Annotated in this window: 18 protein-coding genes; 12 read left to right on the plus strand and 6 right to left on the minus strand. The window is 70.9% G+C overall.

All coding sequences use genetic code 11. The features are described 5' to 3' along the window. Nucleotides 1–51 precede the first annotated feature (51 nt). Nucleotides 52–861: a MaoC family dehydratase gene (locus ADL25_RS25665; protein ID WP_059130189.1), complete on the minus strand. Its 810-nt coding sequence runs from the start codon at nucleotides 859–861 to the stop codon at nucleotides 52–54. Between the two features lie 53 nt (nucleotides 862–914). Continuing rightward, nucleotides 915–2,255 carry a 3-oxoacyl-ACP reductase gene (locus ADL25_RS25670; protein ID WP_059130190.1) on the minus strand — a complete coding sequence of 447 codons (1,341 nt, stop codon included), beginning with the start codon at nucleotides 2,253–2,255 and terminating at the stop codon, nucleotides 915–917. Nucleotides 2,256–2,351: 96 nt separating this feature from the next. Between ADL25_RS25670 and ADL25_RS25675 the strand changes: the two genes are divergently transcribed. The 3 genes from ADL25_RS25675 (at nucleotide 2,352) to ADL25_RS25685 (ending at nucleotide 7,376) form a co-directional block, all read left to right on the plus strand. Further along, the gene (locus ADL25_RS25675) at nucleotides 2,352–3,641 is read left to right on the plus strand and encodes an acetyl-CoA C-acetyltransferase (RefSeq protein WP_059130191.1); all 1,290 of its coding nucleotides are present in this window, start codon (nucleotides 2,352–2,354) and stop codon (nucleotides 3,639–3,641) included. 198 nt (nucleotides 3,642–3,839) lie between these two features. Next, complete coding sequence (locus ADL25_RS25680) at nucleotides 3,840–5,774, plus strand: AMP-dependent synthetase/ligase (protein WP_059130192.1); 1,935 nt, start codon at nucleotides 3,840–3,842, stop codon at nucleotides 5,772–5,774. A gap of 396 nt (nucleotides 5,775–6,170) precedes the next feature. Continuing rightward, the gene (locus ADL25_RS25685) at nucleotides 6,171–7,376 is read left to right on the plus strand and encodes a cytochrome P450 (RefSeq protein WP_059130193.1); all 1,206 of its coding nucleotides are present in this window, start codon (nucleotides 6,171–6,173) and stop codon (nucleotides 7,374–7,376) included. Between the two features lie 176 nt (nucleotides 7,377–7,552). On the opposite strand, the gene ADL25_RS25690 is transcribed toward ADL25_RS25685, so the two are convergent. Next, complete coding sequence (locus ADL25_RS25690; protein WP_043442843.1) at nucleotides 7,553–7,756, minus strand: cold-shock protein; 204 nt, start codon at nucleotides 7,754–7,756, stop codon at nucleotides 7,553–7,555. Between the two features lie 354 nt (nucleotides 7,757–8,110). Between ADL25_RS25690 and ADL25_RS25695 the strand changes: the two genes are divergently transcribed. The 6 genes from ADL25_RS25695 to ADL25_RS25720 all read left to right on the plus strand — a co-directional run bounded on the left by ADL25_RS25695 (nucleotide 8,111) and on the right by ADL25_RS25720 (nucleotide 14,477). Further along, the gene (locus tag ADL25_RS25695) at nucleotides 8,111–8,959 is read left to right on the plus strand and encodes a menaquinone biosynthetic enzyme MqnA/MqnD family protein (RefSeq protein ID WP_059130194.1); all 849 of its coding nucleotides are present in this window, start codon (nucleotides 8,111–8,113) and stop codon (nucleotides 8,957–8,959) included. A 93-nt stretch (nucleotides 8,960–9,052) separates the two neighbouring features. Beyond that, a complete protein-coding gene (locus tag ADL25_RS25700; RefSeq protein WP_059130195.1) occupies nucleotides 9,053–10,756 on the plus strand; it encodes a serine/threonine-protein kinase in 1,704 nt (567 codons plus the stop codon). Between the two features lie 48 nt (nucleotides 10,757–10,804). Next, nucleotides 10,805–11,530: a prepilin peptidase gene (locus ADL25_RS25705; protein ID WP_059130196.1), complete on the plus strand. Its 726-nt coding sequence runs from the start codon at nucleotides 10,805–10,807 to the stop codon at nucleotides 11,528–11,530. A 120-nt stretch (nucleotides 11,531–11,650) separates the two neighbouring features. Beyond that, complete coding sequence (gene mqnC, locus ADL25_RS25710) at nucleotides 11,651–12,850, plus strand: cyclic dehypoxanthinyl futalosine synthase (protein WP_059130197.1); 1,200 nt, start codon at nucleotides 11,651–11,653, stop codon at nucleotides 12,848–12,850. A gap of 7 nt (nucleotides 12,851–12,857) precedes the next feature. Continuing rightward, complete coding sequence (locus ADL25_RS25715; RefSeq protein WP_059130198.1) at nucleotides 12,858–13,508, plus strand: hypothetical protein; 651 nt, start codon at nucleotides 12,858–12,860, stop codon at nucleotides 13,506–13,508. A gap of 273 nt (nucleotides 13,509–13,781) precedes the next feature. Beyond that, the gene (locus ADL25_RS25720) at nucleotides 13,782–14,477 is read left to right on the plus strand and encodes a demethylmenaquinone methyltransferase (protein WP_059130229.1); all 696 of its coding nucleotides are present in this window, start codon (nucleotides 13,782–13,784) and stop codon (nucleotides 14,475–14,477) included. A 49-nt stretch (nucleotides 14,478–14,526) separates the two neighbouring features. Here the strand turns inward: ADL25_RS25720 and ADL25_RS25725 are convergent, their stop codons facing one another. Both ADL25_RS25725 and ADL25_RS25730 read right to left on the minus strand, forming a co-directional pair. Further along, the gene (locus tag ADL25_RS25725) at nucleotides 14,527–14,838 is read right to left on the minus strand and encodes a PASTA domain-containing protein (protein WP_059130199.1); all 312 of its coding nucleotides are present in this window, start codon (nucleotides 14,836–14,838) and stop codon (nucleotides 14,527–14,529) included. 128 nt (nucleotides 14,839–14,966) lie between these two features. After that, nucleotides 14,967–15,473: a GNAT family N-acetyltransferase gene (locus tag ADL25_RS25730; protein WP_059130230.1), complete on the minus strand. Its 507-nt coding sequence runs from the start codon at nucleotides 15,471–15,473 to the stop codon at nucleotides 14,967–14,969. Between the two features lie 155 nt (nucleotides 15,474–15,628). Between ADL25_RS25730 and ADL25_RS25735 the strand changes: the two genes are divergently transcribed. Then, entirely contained in the window at nucleotides 15,629–16,918 is a 1,290-nt protein-coding gene (locus ADL25_RS25735) for a geranylgeranyl reductase family protein (RefSeq protein WP_059130200.1), read from the plus strand. Nucleotides 16,919–17,080: 162 nt separating this feature from the next. Continuing rightward, a complete protein-coding gene (locus ADL25_RS25740) occupies nucleotides 17,081–18,868 on the plus strand; it encodes a hydroxysqualene dehydroxylase (RefSeq protein WP_059130201.1) in 1,788 nt (595 codons plus the stop codon). A gap of 64 nt (nucleotides 18,869–18,932) precedes the next feature. Here ADL25_RS25740 and ADL25_RS25745 read toward each other — a convergent pair whose 3' ends face one another. Next, nucleotides 18,933–19,736, minus strand: a complete 804-nt coding sequence (locus tag ADL25_RS25745; protein ID WP_059130231.1) for a C40 family peptidase — start codon at nucleotides 19,734–19,736, stop codon at nucleotides 18,933–18,935. A gap of 787 nt (nucleotides 19,737–20,523) precedes the next feature. Here ADL25_RS25745 and ADL25_RS25750 point away from each other — a divergent pair. Next, nucleotides 20,524–20,883 (plus strand): NADH-quinone oxidoreductase subunit A, encoded by a 360-nt coding sequence (locus ADL25_RS25750; protein WP_007383963.1) that lies wholly within the window; start codon nucleotides 20,524–20,526, stop codon nucleotides 20,881–20,883. The last annotated feature ends 1 nt before the right edge of the window (nucleotide 20,884 follow it).

Raw genomic sequence — 20,884 nt, forward strand, 5'->3', positions numbered from 1 at the left:
CGGCGACCGCCTCGGCGGTGAGACGTCCCGCGGGGGGTGCCTACGGCGCGTTCAGCGGTCGAGTGGGCGTGTCTCACCCGTCAGATGCAGCCGTTCCCCACCGCGCAGTTCGAACAGTCCGCCCTCGGCCCCGTACGTCACGGTATCCGGCAGCAGGACCGGCGCCCTGAACTGCGCGCGCACCCGAACCGCGGTGGAGGCCGGTTGTTCGGCCAGGCACCGGGCGACGGTCCACATGCCGTGCGCTATGGCACGCGGGAAGCCGAAGGCGCGTGCGGTCAGGGCGTGCAGGTGAATGGGATTGCGGTCCCCGGAGACCGCCGCGTACCGCCGCCCGACGTCCCCGGCCAGCCGCCACTCGGCCGTCACGGGGAGGGGACCGGGGTCCGAGGGCCGTGCCCCGGCGGGTGCGTCGGTGCGGTGCCGGGCGAGATAGGTGCTGGTGGACTCCCACACGGTCCGGTCGCCGGCACGGACCTCGGTGACCACGACGGCCTCGGTGCCGCGCCGATGGGGCACGAGCTCCCTGGTCGACACGCCGATGTCGTAGGTGCCGTCCGGGGCGAGGGCCTCTCGCTGGGTGATCTCGATGGAGGTGTGCACCAGCCCGAGCAGGGGGAGGGGGAACTTCCGGCTCGCCATGATCCGTATGGCGAGCGGAAAGCCGAGGACATGGGGATAGCTGACCGGCAACGCGCCGGTGCCGGCGGGGAATCCGCAGACGCGCTCGTACGCGGCGAGACGGCCGGGGTCGACCCGGAACCCGGGCAGCGCGAGTCGGCCGCGGGTGAAGCCGGCGTCGGGGCCTGGGCGCTTGAAGGGGGACATGAGGGCGCCGCGCAGGAGGACGGGAAGCAGCATGGGTGGTCTCCGGAACCTGGGAAGGAGGGGGCGCGGGTGCTCGGGGCGGAGGATCACGCGCCGAGCAGGCTCTGTCCGCAGATCCGTACGACCTGCCCGTTCACCGTGCCCGACCCCGGACCGGACAGCCATGCCACCGTCTCGGCCACGTCCACCGGCAGGCCTCCCTGTCCGAGCGAGTTCATCCGGCGCCCCGCCTCCCGGACGAACAGCGGGACCGCCGCGGTCATCCGCGTCTCGATGAACCCGGGTGCCACCGCGTTCACCGTCACCCCGTGCTCGGCCTGCGCGCGGGGTGCCAGCGCCCGTACGAGCCCGATCACACCCGCCTTGCTCGCGGCGTAGTTCGTCTGCCCGACGTTCCCGGCGATCCCGGCGATCGACGAGGTGACCACGATCCGCCCCCCGCCGCCCCGCCCCTCCTCGGGCGAACCGTGTCCGCGCAGCACCCCGCGCGCCAGCAGGACGTCGGTCGTGCGCAGCACACTGGCGAGGTTCACGTCGAGCACCGAACCCCAGCGCTCCGCCGTCATGTTGGCCAGTGTGCGGTCACGGGTGATCCCCGCGTTGTGGACGAGGACGTCCAGCCCCTCGGGCAGTGCGTCGGCGATGCGCGCGCCCGCGTCGTCCGCGGTGACGTCGAGCGTCAGCGCGGTGCCACCGATCGACTCGGCCACCCGTCGCGCATCCGCCTCGGCGGCCGGCACGTCCAGGCACACCACGTGTGCGCCGTCCCGCGCCAGCGTCCGGGCGACCGCCTCGCCGATCCCGCGCGCCGCCCCGGTGACCAGCGCGATCCGCCCTGCGAGCGGCCGCGCCCAGTCCTCGGGAGCGACGACGTCCCCGCTTCCCACCTCGACGACCTGCCCGCTCACATACGCGGACTTCGGTGAGAGCAGGAAGCGCAGTGTCGACTCGGCGGACTCGGCGGACTCGGCGTCGGCCAGCCGGACGAGCGTGACGGTCCGCCCCCGCCCCATTTCCTTGCCGAGCGACCGGGTGAACCCCTCCAGGGCCTGCTGCACCGCCGCGTGGTGGTGGTCGGTGGGGTCCGGCGGTGAGCCCAGCACCACCACGCGGCCGCTCTCGGCGACCGACCGTACGACGGGGTGGAGCGCCGCATGCACCTCGGCGAGCGCGTCGACGTCCCGTACGCCGGTGGCGTCGAGGACGATCGCGGCGGGCCGCTCGGCACCGGCGGCAAGCCCGGTGCGGGCCAGCACCGGTGGCAGGTCCAGCGTGGACCTGCCCGCCGTGAGGTGCAGCAACGGGCCGCCCAGGGTGGGGCGTTCGGCGGACCAGCGATGCAGCGCCACCGGTTGCGGAAGCCCCAGCCGCCGGGTGAGGAAGCGACCGGGCGCGGTCCTCGTGAAGCGCAGATAGCGGTCGGCCATGGTCCAGCTCCCAGCTCGCTCGTCCGTTTCCTGTCTCTTACTCTGGAGTAAGGTTACCCGGGGTAAGTCTCCGTCGGCCGTGAGGAGCAGATCGAGATGAGCAGTTCCCCCATCAGCACGCAGGTGCGGCGCGTAGCCGTCGTGGGCGGCAGCCGCATCCCCTTCGCGCGCTCGGACGGCCCTTATGCCACCGCCTCCGACCAGGAGATGCTGACGGCGGCGGTGGACGGGCTCGTCGCGCGGTACGGACTGGACGGTCCAGGCGCGGTCGGCGAGTTGGTCGCCGGGGCCGTGCTCAAACACAGCCGTGACTTCAACCTCGCCCGGGAGACGGTGCTGGGCTCCGGGCTGGACGCCCGTACGCCCGCGTACGACGTCCAGCAGGCCTGCGGCACCGGTCTGCAGGCGGTGATCGCGGCCGCCAACAAGATCGCTCTGGGGCAGACGGAGTCCGCGATCGCGGGCGGCGCGGACACGGCGAGCGATGTGCCCCTCGGCGTGAACGACGCGCTGCGCCGCATACTGCTGGAGGTCCGCCGGGCCACCTCGACCGTCGCCAGGCTCAGGGCGCTGGCGAGGATCCGTCCGGGCCACCTGGTCCCCGACATCCCGCGCAACGCCGAGCCGCGCACCGGCCTGTCCATGGGTGAGCACGCGGCGGTGACCGCCCGTGCCTGGGGCGTGACGCGCGAGGCGCAGGACGAGTTGGCGGCCACGAGCCACCGGCGGTTGGCGGCGGCGTACGAGCGCGGACTCCTCGCCGATCTGGTGGTCCCCTTCCGTGGCCTGGAACGCGACCAGAACCTGCGCCCCGACTCGACGCCGGAGAAACTGGCCCGCCTGAGGCCGGTGTTCGGCACCGACGGACCCGACCCGACGATGACCGCGGGCAATTCGACTCCGCTCACGGACGGGGCCGCCGTGGTGCTGCTCGCGAGCGAGGACTGGGCACGCCGGCGCGGACTCGAACCCCTCGCGTATCTGACGGCGTACGAGACCGCGGCCGTCGACTTCGTCGGCGGGGACGTGGCGGGAGGGGGGGACGGACTGCTGATGGCCCCCGTGTACGCCGTTCCGCGCATGCTGGAGAAGACGGGACACGGCATGGAGGACTTCGACTTCGTCGAGATCCACGAGGCGTTCGCCTCCCAGGTGCTGGCGACGCTGTCCGCCTGGGAGAAGCGGGGACTCGCCCCGGTGGACCGCGCACGGCTGAACGTCGCGGGATCGTCCCTGGCCACCGGTCACCCCTTCGCCGCGACGGGCGCCCGGATCGTGGCGACGCTCGCGGCACTTCTCGCCGAACGCGACGCCCCGGGCCGCGGCCTGATCTCGATCTGCGCGGCCGGGGGACAGGGGGTCACCGCCATCCTCGAACGCGCCTGACGGCCGTGGGGAGGAGGCTGCACAGCCCCGGCTCCGTACCATCCCGGAACCCGCACAGACTCCCCACGAGGGGGACGTACGATCGCGGTTCAAACCGGCGGTAACAGCGAGTCGCACCGACCGCTGAACGTCTCCCCGCGCATGTTGCGTACTCATGCAGCAGAGCAGTGCACAGCTGCGGTCCACAGGAGCTGCCCCATGCCCATCTCGTACTCGACCACGCCCGTTCCCGCCGCCCCGGCCGATCTCGACCACGACGGCGGGCCCGTGCTCGTGGCGCCGGAGACACGGCGGCTGAACGGCGAGGTACGGGAGGCATACGTACCCCCGCTGGTGCCGCCGGTCACGCACGGCTCGCTCGCCGACGTGCCGTTCGAGAACGCGAGCGCGGTTCCCGGTCACCCGGTGCTCAGCCGCCGCGACCCGGACGGCGGCTGGACGGACGTGACGGCGGTTCAGTTCGCCGACCAGGTGCTGGCCCTGGCCAAGGGCCTGATCGCCGAAGGCCTGATGCCGGGCGACCGGATCGCGGTCATGGCCCGCACCACGTACGAGTGGACGCTGCTCGACTTCGCGGCCTGGGCGGCCGGCCTGGTCACGGTCCCCGTCTACCCCACCTCCTCCGTCTTCCAGACCCGCTGGATCCTCCAGGACTCCGGCGCGGTGGCCCTGGTGACGGAGACGGCCGGACAGGCGGCGTCCATCGGCCCGGAACGCAGCCTGCTGCCCGATCTGCGTCACCTGTGGGTGATGGAGAAGGGTCATGTCGAGCGCCTGGCCGAAATGGGTGACGCGGTACCGGACCAGGAGGTCTCTGTACGCCGGGGCATGCTCGGCCCGGACACGCTGGCCACGCTCATCTACACCTCGGGCACCACGGGGCGGCCCAAGGGCTGCACCCTGTCGCACGGCAACTTCCTCGCGGAGGTCGACAACGCGATCGAACTGCTCCACCCGGTGTTCAAGGCGAAGATCAACGGTGATCCGTCCACGCTGCTGTTCCTGCCGTTGTCGCACGTCTTCGGCCGTATGGTGGCGGTCGCCTGCATCCGTGCGCGGGTGCGTCTGGGCCATGCGCCGAGCCTGCAGGCGCAGGATCTGATCGCCGACATGGCGAGCTTCAAGCCGACCTTCCTGCTGGCCATCCCGTACATGCTGGAGAAGGTCTTCAACAACGCGCGGGCGACGGCCGAACGGGGCGGCCGCGCGTCGCTGTTCGACCGCGCGGCAAGCGTGGCCCGTCGCTACGGCGAGGCGCAGGAGGCCCGGCAGCACGGCACGGGACGCGGCCCGAGCGGGGCCCTGAAGGCGGCCCGTGCCTTCTACGACCCGCTCGTCTACCGCCGCATCCGCAACGCCCTCGGCGGCCGGGTCCGCCATGTCATCTGCGGCGGCTCCCCGTTGGGCCGGGATCTGGCGGCGTTCTACGCGGGCGCGGGCATAGAGATCTACGAGGGGTACGGCCTGACGGAGACGACCGGCGCGGCCACGGTCACCCCTCCGCTCAAACCCCGCCTGGGCACGGTCGGCTGGCCACTGCCCGGCACAAAGGTGCGTATCGCGGCGGACGGTGAGGTGCTGGTCCTCGGCGGCCAGGTGTTCCGGGGCTACTGGGATCCCCATGCGGGTGGGGTGGTTCCTTCCACACCGGACGGCTGGCTCCCCACGGGCGACATCGGGCGCCTGGACGACGAGGGCTATCTGACCATCACCGGGCGGAAGAAGGAGATCCTGATCACCGCCGGGGGGAAGAACGTCGCCCCGGCCCCCCTGGAGAACTGGCTGCGGTCCCACCCGCTCATCTCCCAGTGCCTGGTCCTCGGCGACCGCCGCCCCTTCGTCAGCGCCCTGATCACCCTGGACCCGGAGGGCATCGTCCACTGGCGCCAGATGAACGGCAAGCATCCGGTACCGGCGGAACTCCTGAAGGACGACCCGGAGTTGCTCGCGGTACTGCAGCGGGCGGTGGACGAGGCCAACAAGATGGTCTCCCGCCCCGAGTCCATCCGCCGCTTCGCGGTCCTCCCCGTGGACTTCACGGAACAGGCCGGCCATCTGACCCCGTCGATGAAACTGCGCCGCGCAGTGATCATGCGGGACTTCGCAGCTCAGGTGGACGAGCTGTACAGGTAGCGGTTCCGGGCGCACGGCCCGGGTCGCGCGGTGGTGCCGGCCGATCGCCGACGGCGGATTCACCCGCTCGGCCGTGGTCCCGGCGGTCCGTTGTGTCCGTGTCCGGCCGGGAGGTCGTACGACGGCGGACGACCGGCTTCCGCGGTCCCCCGAGTGACGTCGATCCTGCGCCGCGGGCGAGGCGGTCGCACTCGCGCGGGGCCCGCACGTCGCCGTGAACGGCATCCGAGCCGGGCCGTGTCCGGCGCCCTCGACCGGCCCTCCCGCCCCGTCGCCTCCGGTGCCGGGCGCGGCAGGACCGGATCGCACATGTGGGGGTATCCCGACGGCCGCGTCGCACGAAAGGGCGTATGCATGGAATAGCGGCGAAAGCGGCTGGAAAGGGAGTACTGCGCCATGACCTCAAGCGGCGAAGCAATCACCTGTCCGTTCGACTTCAGCAAGGCGCTGGAGTTCGATCCCACGCTCGCGGCGCTCATGGCTCGCGAATCCATCACCCGCATCCGGCTGCCGTACGGCGACGCCGACGCCTGGCTGGTCACCGGATTCGAGGGAGTGCGGCAGGTGACCACCGACCAGCGCTTCAGCCGCGCGGGGATCATGGGGTTCGACTATCCGCGGCTGACGCCGGAGCCCATCGTCTCCCCGGAGTCGATCAACGTGATGGACCCGCCGCACAGCACCCGGCTGCGCCGCCTGGCGTCGCAGGCCTTCGCCAAGCGGCATGTGGAGCTGATGCGCCGGAAGATCGTCCGGCTCGCGGACACGCTGCTCGACGAGATGGCCGAACAAGGGCCGCCGGCGGATCTGGTCCAGCACCTGTCGAACCGGCTTCCCCAGCAGACGATCTACGACGTCCTCGGCATCCCCCGGGAGGACTGGCCCCGGATGCAGGAGTACGCCCACCAGCTGCTCGCCACGGGGCAGGACGGGCGCGAGACGGCCGCGAACGCCAAGGCCCGGTTGCGGGAGTACTTCGGGGAACTGATCCAGGAGCGCCGGCGCACTCCGGGCAAGGACCTGATCAGCGCGCTGGCCGCGGCCAAGGACGGCGAGGACGCGTTCGACGACCAGGAGCTGGCGGTCATGGCGCTGACACTGGTGCTCAGCGGTCAGGACACCGCCACCTGCCAGATCAGCAACATCTCCTACCTCCTGCTGACCCGGCCCGAGTTGATGAAGCACCTCAGAAGCCGGCCCGAGACCCTGACGGACGTCCTGAACGAGATGCTCCGCATCATCCCGTTCCGCAAGGGGGTCGGCATTCCGCGGGTGGCCCTCGAGGACGTGGAGTTCGACGGCGTGCTCATCCGGGCGGGTGACTTCGTCCATGTGTCGTACCTGACCGCGAACCGGGACGCCGAGCGCTACCAGGACCCGGGCACGATCGATCCGGAGCGTCCGTCCGCGCCGCACATGACCTTCGGCTGGGGCGGGCACCGGTGCATCGCCGTCCCGCTCGCCATGGCGGAGCTGGAGGTGGCCGTCGGGCGGCTGGTGGAGCGGTTCCCGAACCTCGGGCTCGCGGTGCCGCCGGAGGACGTGCACTGGGACACGGAGACGATCCGCCGCTTCCCGCTCGAGCTGCCCGTGACCTGGTGACCGCACGGCGCCTCGCGATCACGTACCGCGCAGGGACGCCGACCGAAAAGCAGGAGCCCCTTGCGCCGGGTGGCGCACGGGGCTCCTTGGGTACTGCTGTCCGTTCCGGATCGAAGCGATCGGACTCGATGAGCCGAAGGCCTGGAACCGAAGACCGAATCTCCGAGACCGGTGACTCAGATGGCGGTGACGTTCTCCGCCTGCGGACCCTTCGGGCCCTGGGTCACGTCGAAGCTCACCTGCTGGTTCTCCTCAAGCGAGCGGAAGCCGTTCGCGTTGATCGCGGAGTAGTGGACGAAGACGTCGGGGCCGCCGCCTTCCTGGGCGATGAAGCCAAAGCCCTTTTCGGCGTTGAACCACTTCACGGTTCCGGTAGCCATAAGCCCTCCTTGGGCCCAAAGGGTTGCCCTGCTCCAGAACCTGCAAGTGTGAAAACTAAGCGCCGCACAACTGCACGTCTCTGAAAACGACGAGAGCCCGCGGTCACATGCTCCGCAGGCTCTGTACTGCAAGGAAACCAAACTGCAACTTGCGGCGAGCCTAGCACGGGGGCAGCCGAAAGCAACAGAGGTCAAGATCCCTTCACCCGAACGTTCCAGTGGGTGGTGGGCGGGATTGACGTCGCCGCATCACATGGTAGTCCCAAAGGTGGACAAGAGTGGTCCAGGAGGTTTACCAGGCCCTTCGGGGACCCTGGGGCCGCCACGGTACCGCACGGGGTCTAGTCTCGCGATGTGGACAATTCTCGCACCCGGCCGCGCGTCGGCCACATCCAGTTCCTTAACTGCCTGCCCCTGTACTGGGGGCTCGCGAGAACCGGCACCCTCCTGGACTTCGAGCTGACCAAGGACACCCCCGAGAAGCTCAGCGAGCAGCTGGTGCGGGGTGACCTCGACATCGGGCCCGTCACCCTCGTCGAGTTCCTCAAGAACGCCGACGACCTGGTCGCCTTCCCCGACATCGCGGTCGGCTGCGACGGACCGGTGATGTCCTGCGTGATCGTCTCCCAGGTGCCCCTGGAGCAGCTGGACGGCGCCAGGGTCGCCCTCGGCTCCACCTCGCGGACCTCTGTACGCCTCGCCCAGCTGCTGCTCGCCGAGCGGTACGGGGTGACGCCGGACTACTACACCTGCCCGCCCGACCTCAGCCTGATGATGCAGGAGGCCGAAGCGGCGGTGCTGATCGGCGACGCCGCCCTGCGCGCGAACCTCCACGACGGGCCGCGCTACGGCCTCGCCGTGCACGACCTCGGCACGCTGTGGAAGGAGTGGACGGGGCTGCCGTTCGTCTTCGCTGTGTGGGCCGCACGGCGTGACTACCTGGACCGGGAGCCTGTCATCACCCGCAAGGTCCACGAGGCCTTCCTCGCCTCCCGCAACCTCTCCCTGGACGAGGTCGGCAAGGTCGCGGAGCAGGCGGCCCGCTGGGAGTCCTTCGACGAGCAGGTCCTGGAGCGGTACTTCACGACGCTCGACTTCCGATTCGGCGACGCCCAGCTGGCGGCCGTCGCCGAGTTCGCGCGGCGGGTCGGGCCGACGACCGGCTTCCCGTCGGACGTCGAGGTGAAGCTCCTCCAGCCGTAGCGAAGTTGTTCCTGGCTCCCGGGACGCAGGACACCGTCCGTACGCCCCCGGGGTCTACGCTGCTGGGAGTCGTACGGGGGAGGGGTGGAGGGCATGCAGCCTCTGGAGGCCGGGGAACCCGCCGTAGTGGGGCCCTACCGGCTGCTCGGCAGACTCGGCTCGGGCGGAATGGGTCGCGTCTACCTGGGGCGCAGCGCCGGCGGGCGCACGGTCGCGGTCAAGGTCGTGCATCCGCACTTCGCGCTGGACGAGGAGTTCCGTGCCCGGTTCCGGCGCGAGGTGGACGCCGCGCGGCGGGTCGGCGGTGCCTGGACCGCACCGGTCCTGGACGCGGACCCGGAGGCGTCGGTGCCGTGGGTCGCCACCGGGTACGCGGCGGGCCCCTCCCTGACCTCGGCGGTGACGGACGCCGGCCCGCTGCGGCTTCCGGCGGTGCGGGCGCTGGGCGCGGGGCTCGCGGAGGCCCTCGTGGCGGTGCACGCGCTCGGCCTGGTCCACCGGGACGTGAAACCTTCGAACGTCCTGCTGACCCTGGACGGTCCGGTCCTCATCGACTTCGGCATCGCGCGCGCCATCGACGGCACGGCGTCTATCACCTCCACGGGCGTCTCCATCGGCTCGCCCGGCTACATGTCGCCCGAGCAGATCCTCGGCAAGGGCGTCGCGGGAGCGGCGGACGTCTTCTCGCTGGGCGCGGTACTGGCCTATGCGGCGACGGGGCGGCCGCCCTTCCCCGGCGACTCGTCTGCGGCGCTGCTGTACAAGGTCGTCCACGAGGAGCCGGAACTCAACGGACTCGACGACGAGTTGCGGGAACTGGTTGCCGTGTGCCTCGCCAAGGACCCGGCGAAGCGCCCCGCTCCCGTGGAGGTGGCCCGGCGCCTCGCCCCGCAGGGCGCGGCACGCCTGGTGTCCGAGGGCTGGCTGCCCGGCCCGCTGGTGGAACAGGTCAGCCGCAAGGCCGTGCAGCTGCTGAACCTGGAGGCGGAGGCGGCGCCTTCGGGTCCGGCCCGATCCGGTGGGGCGCCGGCGGCCGGGCCGCCGGCGGCCGGTGCACGCGTGGACGTGGCTCCGGCGGGGGCCGAAGCCGCCGTGCCCGTGGGGGTCTTCGGTCCGCCGCCCGTGATGACCGCTTCCGGCGCGCCCTCCACCCATGTGCCGCGGCCGCGCGAACAGCAGGAGCCGCAGGACGCCGTGCCGTCCGCCGCCGACGGCCCCGGGAGACTCTCCGTCAGCCTCGCCACCACCTCCGTGCCGGGGACCGGCGGTCGCGGCCGGCGGATGAGCTGCACCATCGCGCTGGCGGTCGCGGGCGCGCTGGCCGCGGTGACGGTCGGTTCGGCGTTTCTCCTCGGGATGTTCGATAAGGACGACTCGGCCAAGGACACCGCGGCCGGGGGCGCGCCCACCCATGGTTCGGCCACCCCGGGCACCGGTGGTTCCGGTGTTCCCGCCGCCTATCTCGGGACGTGGGAGGGCGATGCGACGGCCCTCGGGGGCACCCTGCCCGCGGGCACCTTCCGCGTCACCGTCAAACAGGCCGGGGTGGGCGAGGAGATCGGGCTCTTCCGGTCCACCGACCAACTCGGCGGCATCTGCGACGACGTACTCCTCCTCAAGCGGGTCACGGACCGTCAGCTCGTCGCCACGAGCGTGGCCAAGGAGTCCTCCAACCCGCCGACGTGCACCACCGGACGGCACGAGGTGCGACTGACGCCGGCCGGCGCCGACCTGGAGTACGAGACGGACAACCCGGACGCGGGCAACCCGACCTCGCGCCTGGCGAAGGTCGGCTGACCCACGATTCGCCGGAGTCGGGCAGGGTCCGGCGCTTAACCTGTCGGCGTGGATCTGGACCTCTGGGTGACCGCCGGCGCCGTGCTGTGGGGTGCGGTGGCCGGGGTCCCGGTGCCCCGGGCCGCCTACCGGCTCTCCGTCGAGCCCGGGCAGCCCTGGAGGGACCGGTGTCCCGACGGGCATCCGATCGGCGGCTGGGTCGGCCCGGCGCGATGTGCGGACGGACGACCGTACGGCCCCGGGACCGCGCTCGTGTGCGGGGCCACCGCGCTGGTCTGCGCGGTGCTCGCGCTCGCCACGGGTACCCGTCCCGAACTGCTCGTCTGGCTGCTGATCGCCCCCGTCGGCGTCCTGCTGACGATCGTGGACTTCCGGGTGCAGCGGCTGCCGGACGTCCTCACCCTGCCGCTGGCCGCACTCGCCCCGCTTCTGCTCGGCGCTGCCGCGGCCCTGCCCGAGCACGCGGGGAGGTGGCCCACCGCGCTCCTCGGTGCGCTCGTGCTCGGCGTCGCGTACTTCCTGCTCTTCCTCGTCAACCCGAACGGCATGGGGTTCGGCGACGTCAAACTCGCGCCCGGGCTCGGGGCGGTGCTCGGCTGGTACGGCCTGCCCACCGTGGTGCTCGGGACGTTCGCCGGGTTCCTCTTCGGCGGGCTGTACGGCCTCGGGCTCGTCCTCGCCCGCCGGGCCGGCCGCCGGACCGCGATCCCGTTCGGGCCGTTCCTCATCGCCGGCGCGTTCGTCGGGCTGCTGATCGGGGCGTACGCGGCCTGACGTGGGGCTCGCCAAACCGCTGGCGTAGGCTGGTTCGGTCCGCCCACCCGTCTCCCACCACCCCCTTGCTTCGAATGGGCCTCGCGCCCGATTTCCTCACCCTTACGAAAGGGACGCCCGGTGACCGAGAAGGCCGACCTTCAGTCCGTCCTCGACCGCGCCGCCGCCGGTGGGCGGATCACTCCCGAAGAAGCGCTCGCCCTCTACCGCGACGCTCCGCTGCACGCGCTGGGCGCCGCGGCGGACGCCGTGCGCCGCCGCAAGTACGCCGGTATCGAGCACATCGCGACGTACATCATCGAGCGCAACATCAACTACACGAACGTCTGTGTGACGGCGTGCAGGTTCTGCGCCTTCTATGCGGCTCCCAAGGACACTGCCAAGGGCTGGACCCGCGACCTCGACGACATCCTGCGCCGGTGCGCGGAGACCGTCGAACTGGGCGGCACGCAGATCATGTTCCAGGGCGGACACCACCCGGACTACGGAGTCGAGTACTACGAGAAGCACTTCCGTGCCATCAAGGACGCCTTCCCGCAGCTGGTCATCCACAGCCTGGGGGCGTCCGAGGTCGAGCACATGGCGCGGATCTCCGGCGTCTCGGTGGAAGAGGCCATCACGCGCATCCACGCCGCCGGTCTGGACTCCTTCGCCGGTGCCGGTGCCGAACTCCTCCCGGAGCGGCCGCGCAAGGCGATCGCCCCGCTCAAGGAGAGCGGCGAGCGCTGGCTGGAGATCATGGAGACCGCGCACAACCTGGGCGTCGAGTCCACGTCCACCATGCTCATGGGCACCGGCGAGACCAACGCCGAGCGTATCGAGCATCTGCGGATGATCCGTGAAGTGCAGGACCGCACGGGCGGTTTCCGGGCCTTCATCCCGTACACCTACCAGCCCGAGAACAACCATCTGAAGGGCCGCACCCAGGCCACTCTCTTCGAGTACCTGCGGATGATCGCGATCGCCCGTGTGTTCCTCGACAACGTCCAGCACATCCAGGGCTCGTGGCTGACCACCGGCAAGGAGGTCGGTCAGCTGTCCCTGCACTACGGCGCGGACGACCTCGGCTCGATCATGCTCGAGGAGAACGTGGTCTCGTCCGCCGGGGCGAAGCACCGGTCCAACCGGCTCGAGATCATCGACCTGATCCGCAGGGCGGGGCGCGTCCCGGCCCAGCGTTCGACGACGTACGAGCACCTCGCCGTCCACGACGACCCGGCGGACGACCCGGTCGACGAGCGTGTCATGTCCCACATCTCGTCGACGGCGATCGAGGGTGGAACCGCCCATCCCGAACTGAAGCTTCTCGCCTCCAACTAGCCCGCGCGTGCTGACGATCCATGCCGCCGGCCTCCTGATCACGGGGGACCGGCGGCCTCCCGTGCCCGGCGGCGCGGTGCTCGTCGACGGAAGACGGTGCGCGGGCGTCGGCGCGTACGAGGAACTGGCGGCGGCGCATCCGACGGCCCGGGTGCGGCGCTGGCCGGGACTCCTCACGCCCGGGCTGCTGAATCCGCACGGGCCCGAGCTGCTGGAGGCCGCGTACCACCCCGATCCGCGCGAGGCCGACGAGCTGGGCACCGAGCCGATCACGGGCGAGGCCCTCGCTGCTCTGGCGGTCGGCGACACACGCTGGGGCGCGAGCGCGCGGCGCGGAGTGCAGCGGATGCTGGCGCACGGAACCGTCGCCGTGGCCGGCCGGCTGTCTCGGCCCGCCGTGGTGGACGCCGTGCATCGCGCCGGAATGCGGCGGCGGGAGCGCTCGGAGCGTCCCGCGGGCCCGCCGTCCCTCGACCCGCTGGCCGGACGGAGTCCGGCGCAGGTGTCGGCATCGCCGCTTCCGCCCGAGGGCGTGGCGGACCGGGACGCGACGTTCGCCGTGTTCGACGTCCCGAACGAGGCCGCGCTCGCCGAGTGCGGAGCGGGCACCTGTGTGGCGACGGTCCTCGCAGGGCGGCTCGTGTACCGGCGCCGCTGACGGGCCGACCCGTCAGCGGCGCGAGGTGTCCGAACCCCGCTTCCGCCCCGTGCCGTTGGGCGTCGAGCCGGGCCGTCGAACCGTGGTGCGAACGGTTCGGCGGCGGCCGGGTACCGCCGCCGGTACCGGACAGCCGTCACCTCGCGCCGCGACCGGTGCCGGTGGTCCGGCGAGGAGGGCCCGGAGCGGCCGCCCGGCCTCGGGGAGCGGGACGCCCGGCGTACGGGCCGGGTGCCTCGGGCCCGCCCGCCCCGTACTGCCACAATGGGGACCGTGACCCGCGCATCCCTGGACAAGCAGCCGCACGAAGTCGCCTCGATGTTCGACGACGTGGCGGAACGGTACGACCTGACGAACGACCTGCTGTCGCTCGGACAGGACCGGGTCTGGCGCAAGGAGGTCGCGAGGGCCGTGGACGCGCGCCCCGCGCAGAAGGTCCTGGACCTCGCCGCCGGCACGGCGACCTCGTCCCTTCCCTTCACGCGCACGGGCGCGTACGTCGTCCCCTGCGACTTCTCGCTCGGGATGCTCCAGGTGGGCAAGAAGCGGCTTCCCTGGATGCCGTTCACGGCCGGCGACGCGACACGGCTGCCGTTCAAGGACGACGTCTTCGACGCGGTGACGATCTCCTTCGGCCTGCGGAACGTGCAGGACACGGAAACGGCGCTGCGTGAGCTGTACCGGGTGACCAAGCCCGGCGGGCGGGTCGTGATCTGCGAGTTCTCACACCCGACCTGGGCCCCCTTCCGCACGGTCTACACCGAGTACCTGATGCGCGCGCTTCCGCCGGTGGCCCGCGCGGTCTCCTCCAACCCCGACGCGTACGTCTACCTCGCCGAGTCCATCCGTGCCTGGCCCGACCAGCCCGCCCTGGCCGAGCGGCTGCGCACGGCGGGCTGGTCGTCGGTGGCGTGGCGGAACCTCACGGGCGGGATCGTGGCGCTGCACCGCGGTTTCAAGGAGATCTGAGGCGCCCGCGCCAAGAACCCGGACCCGACTTCGCCTGTGCGGCGTCAGGTCACCTGAGCACCTCGAAGGCGCTGCCCGGTTCGTCGAGTTCGCGGCGCAGTCCGCCCGGTGGCGGAATGGGCAGGCGTGGCTCGCGGACCCCGGCGCCCCCGCCGCCCTCGCCCTCGCCGAGATCGAACCACACGGTGACCACGGCGCCGCGTGGTACCTCGGCGCCGGGCAAGGGGTACTGACGGACGACGTAGTCGACGACGACGAGATGGAATTCCGGCCGGTCGGGTGCGGCCAGCAGCACGCCCTGCTTGGCGGCGGCCTCGCGCGCGTCCATCGCCATCAGGCCGACCAGCCGCGGCACACGCACTTCGGGTGTTTCGGGTGGTTTGGGTGTTATGCGCACAGATGTCACCCCCAGCGGTACTGGAAGGGTAACCGGCCGAGGTGCCGCTCGGAAGCGTCACGTGTCTTTCTGTAGCAGTCGACTACCGAACGTCACAGATCGAGTCGGTAGCAGTGCGCGGGCCCTCCCAGAGTGGGGTGCGTGAACACCTCGGCGAGCTCCATGCCCAGGCGCCGGGTCACCGCGACGGACCGCTCGTTGGCGGGCAGGACCATCGCCACGACCCGGGGCACGCCCGCCGCCCGCAGGCGCTCCAGCGTGGCGTGCGCCGCCGCGGTGGCATAGCCCCTGCCCCAGTGGGCCCGCCCGAGCCGCCAGCCGATCTCGATCTCGCCCTCCGGGCCCCACCCACCGGGCCACGGCTGCGCGCCCGTGAAACCGATGACCTCGCCCGAGTCGTCGAGCATGGTCCACAGGCAGAAGCCGCGCTCGGCGTCGTGTCTGCGCTGGCGTGCGGTGAGCTCCTCGTACACGGACAGCTCGGCGGCCCGGCCGCCGTGGAACTTCATGACCTCGGGGTCGTTGAAGATCCTGTGCCAGGCGAAGGCGTCCTCGTCGCTGGGAACGCGGAGCAGCACGTCGGGGAGAGCTCGGTTCACGGAGGGCAGCCCTTCAGCCAGGGGATCGATACCGCTGAATAGACTGCCCATGTCCCGTGCCCGTCAGCACATCGTTTTCGCCGATGTTTTCGGCGCATTCACCGCTGCCGGTGCCGTGTCGCCGTTGCCGTCGTCGAGCCTTGGGGAGACCCGCCGTGACCGAGCCCCAGCCCCTTACCGAACACACCGCCGATGTGATCGTCGTCGGGGCCGGGCCAGCCGGTTCCACCACCGCCTACTACCTGGCGAAGGCCGGGCTCGACGTCCTGCTGCTGGAGAAGACCGCGTTCCCGCGCGAGAAGGTGTGCGGCGACGGCCTCACGCCCCGTGCCACCAAGCAGCTCGTGGCGATGGGCATCGACATCTCCGAGGAAGCCGGCTGGCTGCGCAACAAGGGCCTGCGCATCATCGGCGGCGGGGTGCGGCTCCAGCTGGACTGGCCCGACCTCGCCTCGTACCCCGACTACGGTCTGGTCCGCAAGCGCGACGATTTCGACGAGCAGCTGGCGCGGCAGGCGCAGAAGGCCGGAGCGCGTCTGTACGAGCGGTGCAACGTGGGCGCGCCCGTCGTCGACGACCGCACCGGCCGTATCACCGGCGTGCGCGCCAAGCTGGGCGAGGACAAGCGCGAGGTGACCTTCCACGCCCCGCTGGTGGTGGCCGCCGACGGCAACTCCACGCGCCTGTCCCTGGCGATGGGCCTGCACCGCCGCGAGGACCGCCCCATGGGCGTCGCGGTGCGCACCTACTTCACCTCCCCCCGCCACGACGACGACTACCTGGAGTCCTGGCTGGAGCTCTGGGACCGGAGGGGCGGCCAGGAGCGGCTCCTGCCGGGCTACGGCTGGATCTTCGGCATGGGCGACGGCACCTCGAACGTCGGGCTGGGCGTCCTGAACACCTCCGCCGCCTTCAAGGAGCTGGACTGGCGCGAGGTGCTGAAGGCCTGGTGCGCCTCGATGCCCGAGGACTGGGGCTACACCCCCGAGAACATGACGGGCCCGATCCGAGGCGCGGCCCTCCCCATGGCCTTCAACCGCCAGCCGCACTACACCAAGGGCCTGTTGCTCGTCGGTGACGCGGGCGGTCTGGTGAACCCCTTCAACGGCGAGGGCATCGCGTACGCCATGGAGTCGGGCCAGATCGCGGCGGACGTCATCGTCCAGGCCCTGGCCCGCGCGACCCCCGCCCAGCGCGAGATGGCCCTGCGGAACTACCCGAAGATCCTCAAGGACACCTACGGCGGTTACTACACGCTGGGTCGCGCCTTTGTGAAGCTGATCGGCAACCCGAAGGTGATGAAGATCGCGGCGCAGCGGGGCCTGACCCACCCGCTGCTGATGAAGTTCACGCTGAAGCTCCTCGCCAACCTGACCGACCCGACCGGCGGCGACGCGATGGACCGGGTCATCAACGGCCTGTCGAAGGTGGCCCCGAAGGCCTGACCCGCGGTACGGGGGCGCCGGACGGTCATGGGAACCGGTCCGGCGCCCGTCGTCACGCCTGTGTTCCCTTTCGGGTGAATCCTGCACCGTTGTGAGGATGCGGTGGGTGAGCCGGCCGTCCCCTGTCGTCGTGGTGCCCGCTCTCCCTACCCTCCCGTATCCATGACAACAGAACACCAGGGAACGACCCGCAGACGGTTCCTGGCGGGCGCCGGGGGTGCGGTGGGGGCCTTCGCGTTATGGCCGGACACCGCCGCCGCCTCCACCGGTAAGCACGTCGCCGTCCTCGGCGGCGGCGTCTCCGGACTCAGCGCAGCCCAGGAACTCGCCGAACGCGGCTACACCGTGACCGTCTACGAGTACTACGACGTGCTCGGCGGCAAGGCACGCTCGATGGACGTCCCCGGAACCGGCACGGGCGGCCGCAGAGCGCTGCCCGGCGAACACGGCTTCCGCTTCTTCCCGGGCTTCTACCGGAACCTGCCGGACACCCTGCGCCGCATCCCCTTCCCCGGCAACGCGAACGGTGTCCACGACAACCTCCGCGGCGGCACGGAGGCGCTCTTCGCCCGAGGGGCCGGCCGTCCGGATCTCCACTTCCCGCTGCGACGGGTCACCACGCCGCCCGCGCCGGGCGACATCACGCCGTCGTGGCTCCGCGACCAGATCCTCTCCGTCCTCGACCTGGGCAGCCGGCTGCCCGCGCACGAGGCCGCCTACTTCGCCGACCGCGTCCTCGTCCACCTCACCAGCTGCGACGCGCGCCGGGAGGACCAATGGGAGAAGACCACCTGGTGGGACTTCATCCGCGCCGAGAGGATGAGCGAGGAGTACGGCACGCTCCTGGGCGTCGGGCAGACCCGCAACCTCGTCGCCACCCGTGCCGAGATCGCCTCCACCCGTACCGTCGGCCGCGTCATCATCGAGGCGCTGCTGCTGTGGGGCCTGCTCGGCCGGGGCATGGACGGCGACGCGGACATCGACCGGGTGCTCGACGCCCCGACGAGCGAGGCCTGGATCGACCCGTGGTCCGCCCATCTGCGCTCCCTTGGCGTCGCGTTCGTGCTCGGCACGGAAGTGCGAGAGGTGCTGTGCGAGGACGGGCAGGTCAGCGGCGTCAGGGTCGCGGCCCGTGACGGCGGCGTCGAACGCACCGTCACGGCCGACCACTACGTCTCGGCCATGCCCGTGGAGCACGCCCGGCGCACCTGGGGCGCCGCCCTGCGCGCGGCCGACCCGCAGCTCGCCCGGTGCGACGCGTTGCAGACGGACTGGATGACCGGTGTGCAGTTCTATCTGCGCACGCCGACGCCCGTCGTCCACGGGCACATCAACTGCCTCGACTCACCCTGGTCGGTGACGGGGATCGGGCAGGCGCAGTTCTGGGACGTTCGGAACTTCTCGGAGGACTACGGCGACGGGACCGCCCATGACTGCCTGTCCGTGATCGTCTCGGAGTGGGACAAGCCGGGCATCCTGTACGGCAAGAAGGCCCGTGAGTGCACACGCGAGGAGATCGTCGAGGAGTGCTGGGCGCAGCTGAAGGACGCGCTGAACGACTCCGGCAAGACGGTGCTGACGGACGCCGACCGGCTCGGCTGGTTCATGGATCCGGCCGTGACAGGGCTCGGCGGCCCCGATCCGCAGAACCGCGAGCCACTCCTGATCCATCCCACGGGCACGCTCTACAACCGCCCGTCGGCGGGGACCGCCGTGCCGAACTTCTTCCTCGCCGGCGACTACGTCCGCACCGATGTGGACCTGGCGACGATGGAAGGCGCCAACGAGTCGGCGCGCCGCGCCGTCAACGCGCTGCTCGACCGGGACGGCTCCGAGGCCGAACGGTGCCGGATCTGGGAGCTGTACCGACCGCCGGAGATGGAGCCCCTCAAGCGCGTCGACGAGGTGCGCTACCGCCTCGGCCTGCCGAACACCTTCGACCTCGGATGAGGAGGAGGGCCGCTGCCCCGAGCGGCTGCGGCCCTTCACTCCCCATGACTTCCCGGCTGCTTGTTCAGAGCACCCGGACCGCGCCGGACGGCGGGTCGTACGACAGCGGCTTCTCCACCACACCGGTGGAGGGGTTCTGCGCGCCGACGAACATGCCGTCGCCGACGTACACGCCGACGTGGTACGCGCTGCCCGCACCGCCCCAGTAGAGGATGTCGCCCGGCTGCAGATTGCTGAGCGAGACCTGGGTACCGGCGGTCGACTGGCCCTGGGAGACGCGCGGAAGGCTGACGCCGACCTGCTTGAACGCGGCCTGCACAAGACCGGAGCAGTCCCACGAGTTGGGGCCGGTGCCGCCCATGACGTACGAGTCACCGACCTGCGCCTTGACGAAGGCGATGACCGCGGCAGCCGAACCGGTCGCCGCGGAGGTGCTCGTCGCGGTGCTGTTCGACGCGGCGGTGAGGACGGTGCGCTCGGCGCTGCGCGAGGCGGCGGCCGCCGCGGCCTTGCGCGCGGCCTCGGCCTTGCGCTTGGCCTCCGCGGCCTTCTTCTTGGCCTCGGCGAGGTCCGCCTTTGCCTGCTTTGCGGCCTTTGCTGCGGCCGCGTCACGCTCGGCCTGCAGTTGGTAGTTCGCCGCGGCCTGCTGGGTTGCGGCCGCGGACTGCGCGACCTGCTGGGCCAGGTCGGTGGTCAGGGTGGGCAGTTCGAGCGTCTGCGTCACCGGCTCGGCGGCATTCGCCGTGGCCGAAGCTCCGGCGGCGGCCAGACCGAGGACGCCCCCGGCAACCCCGGCCCGCATCGCGATCGTCGACGCGCTGCGGTTGCGGGGCTTCCGGTGGCTGCGTATGTGAGCGGTGTGGGACATGAGAACAAGCGGTATCAGGGGCTCCTCCATACCTTCAAGAAACGTGTGGTGCGCCACAGTTGTTCAATCGACACCTCAAATCCCCTTCGCGTCAATCCTTATTGACGCCGTAACGGACATTGTGGACAGTAGTGATCAAGCCCGTGATCACGGCCTTTCGTCGTTACGTCCGGATTGCTCTGCGCCTACCATCGGTCGACCCAGGTGGCCAAGCCCCGCTTATCGGATCATCTTCCGATGTGGTGCAGGTCACGGAACGGTCGCCGCTGCGGCGGCGTCCCGCGCGCGGGTGGTGCTCTTCGCGTCCGCCCGCATCCGCACCCCGTTCTCCATGAGGACGTGCCTCCGGCTCGTGAACGCGTGCACACGTCCACATCCGTCCTCACGCCTCCCACTGACGTGTGAACGGAGTCCATTATCAAGGGATCGTGCCCAGGGCGAATTTGCCTCGAGCGACTTCCCTTTGATAGTGCCAAACGGCTCCGACCAGCGACGACGAGCGAAAATGTCACCTCTTGGTGATCGCTCGACTGCTTCGCGTACGAAGATCACCGCTCATCCGACTTCATGATCCTTCGCCGGGTGGTGGAGATCACAAAGTACGTGGTGACCCCCGTGTCGCAGATCACATACCGGCGGGCATAAGATGCGGGGCAGTTGGGCTTGTGACCTGCTTCACATGTACGCGATCTTCGCTGGGGCGAGTGGGGTTCGTGGGACAGAGGGGGCGGCCGCGAACCCGGCGCAACCGCCAGCAGTCAGTGCCGACTGAGAGGAGCGAGGAGCGGTGAACGCGTATGCGCCCATCCTCGTACTGGGAGCCCTCGGGGCAGGCTTTGCGATCTTCTCCGTGGTCATGGCCACGCTGATCGGTCCGAAGCGGTACAACCGCGCCAAGCTCGAGGCGTACGAGTGCGGTATCGAACCGACCCCCACGCCGGCCGGTGGCGGGCGCTTCCCGATCAAGTACTACCTGACGGCGATGCTCTTCATCGTCTTCGACATCGAGATCGTCTTCCTCTATCCGTGGGCCGTCACCTTCGACGCCCTCGGCGTTTTCGGGCTCGTGGAGATGCTGCTCTTCGTGCTCACCGTCTTCGTCGCGTACGCGTACGTATGGCGGCGCGGCGGCCTGGAATGGGACTGAG

The organism is Streptomyces sp. NRRL F-5122, assembly GCF_001507435.1.
In the GTDB taxonomy this organism is placed as follows: domain Bacteria; phylum Actinomycetota; class Actinomycetes; order Streptomycetales; family Streptomycetaceae; genus Streptomyces; species Streptomyces lannensis.

Coding starts and splice junctions, on each gene's coding strand:
- ADL25_RS25740 (WP_059130201.1), top strand. CDS start 17,081: ATGACAACAGAACACCAGGGAACGACCCGCAGACGGTTCCTGGCGGGC.
- ADL25_RS25675 (WP_059130191.1), top strand. CDS start 2,352: ATGAGCAGTTCCCCCATCAGCACGCAGGTGCGGCGCGTAGCCGTCGTG.
- ADL25_RS25685 (WP_059130193.1), top strand. CDS start 6,171: ATGACCTCAAGCGGCGAAGCAATCACCTGTCCGTTCGACTTCAGCAAG.
- ADL25_RS25665 (WP_059130189.1), bottom strand. CDS start 861: ATGCTGCTTCCCGTCCTCCTGCGCGGCGCCCTCATGTCCCCCTTCAAG.
- ADL25_RS25680 (WP_059130192.1), top strand. CDS start 3,840: ATGCCCATCTCGTACTCGACCACGCCCGTTCCCGCCGCCCCGGCCGAT.
- ADL25_RS25745 (WP_059130231.1), bottom strand. CDS start 19,736: ATGTCCCACACCGCTCACATACGCAGCCACCGGAAGCCCCGCAACCGC.
- ADL25_RS25700 (WP_059130195.1), top strand. CDS start 9,053: ATGCAGCCTCTGGAGGCCGGGGAACCCGCCGTAGTGGGGCCCTACCGG.
- ADL25_RS25670 (WP_059130190.1), bottom strand. CDS start 2,255: ATGGCCGACCGCTATCTGCGCTTCACGAGGACCGCGCCCGGTCGCTTC.
- ADL25_RS25690 (WP_043442843.1), bottom strand. CDS start 7,756: ATGGCTACCGGAACCGTGAAGTGGTTCAACGCCGAAAAGGGCTTTGGC.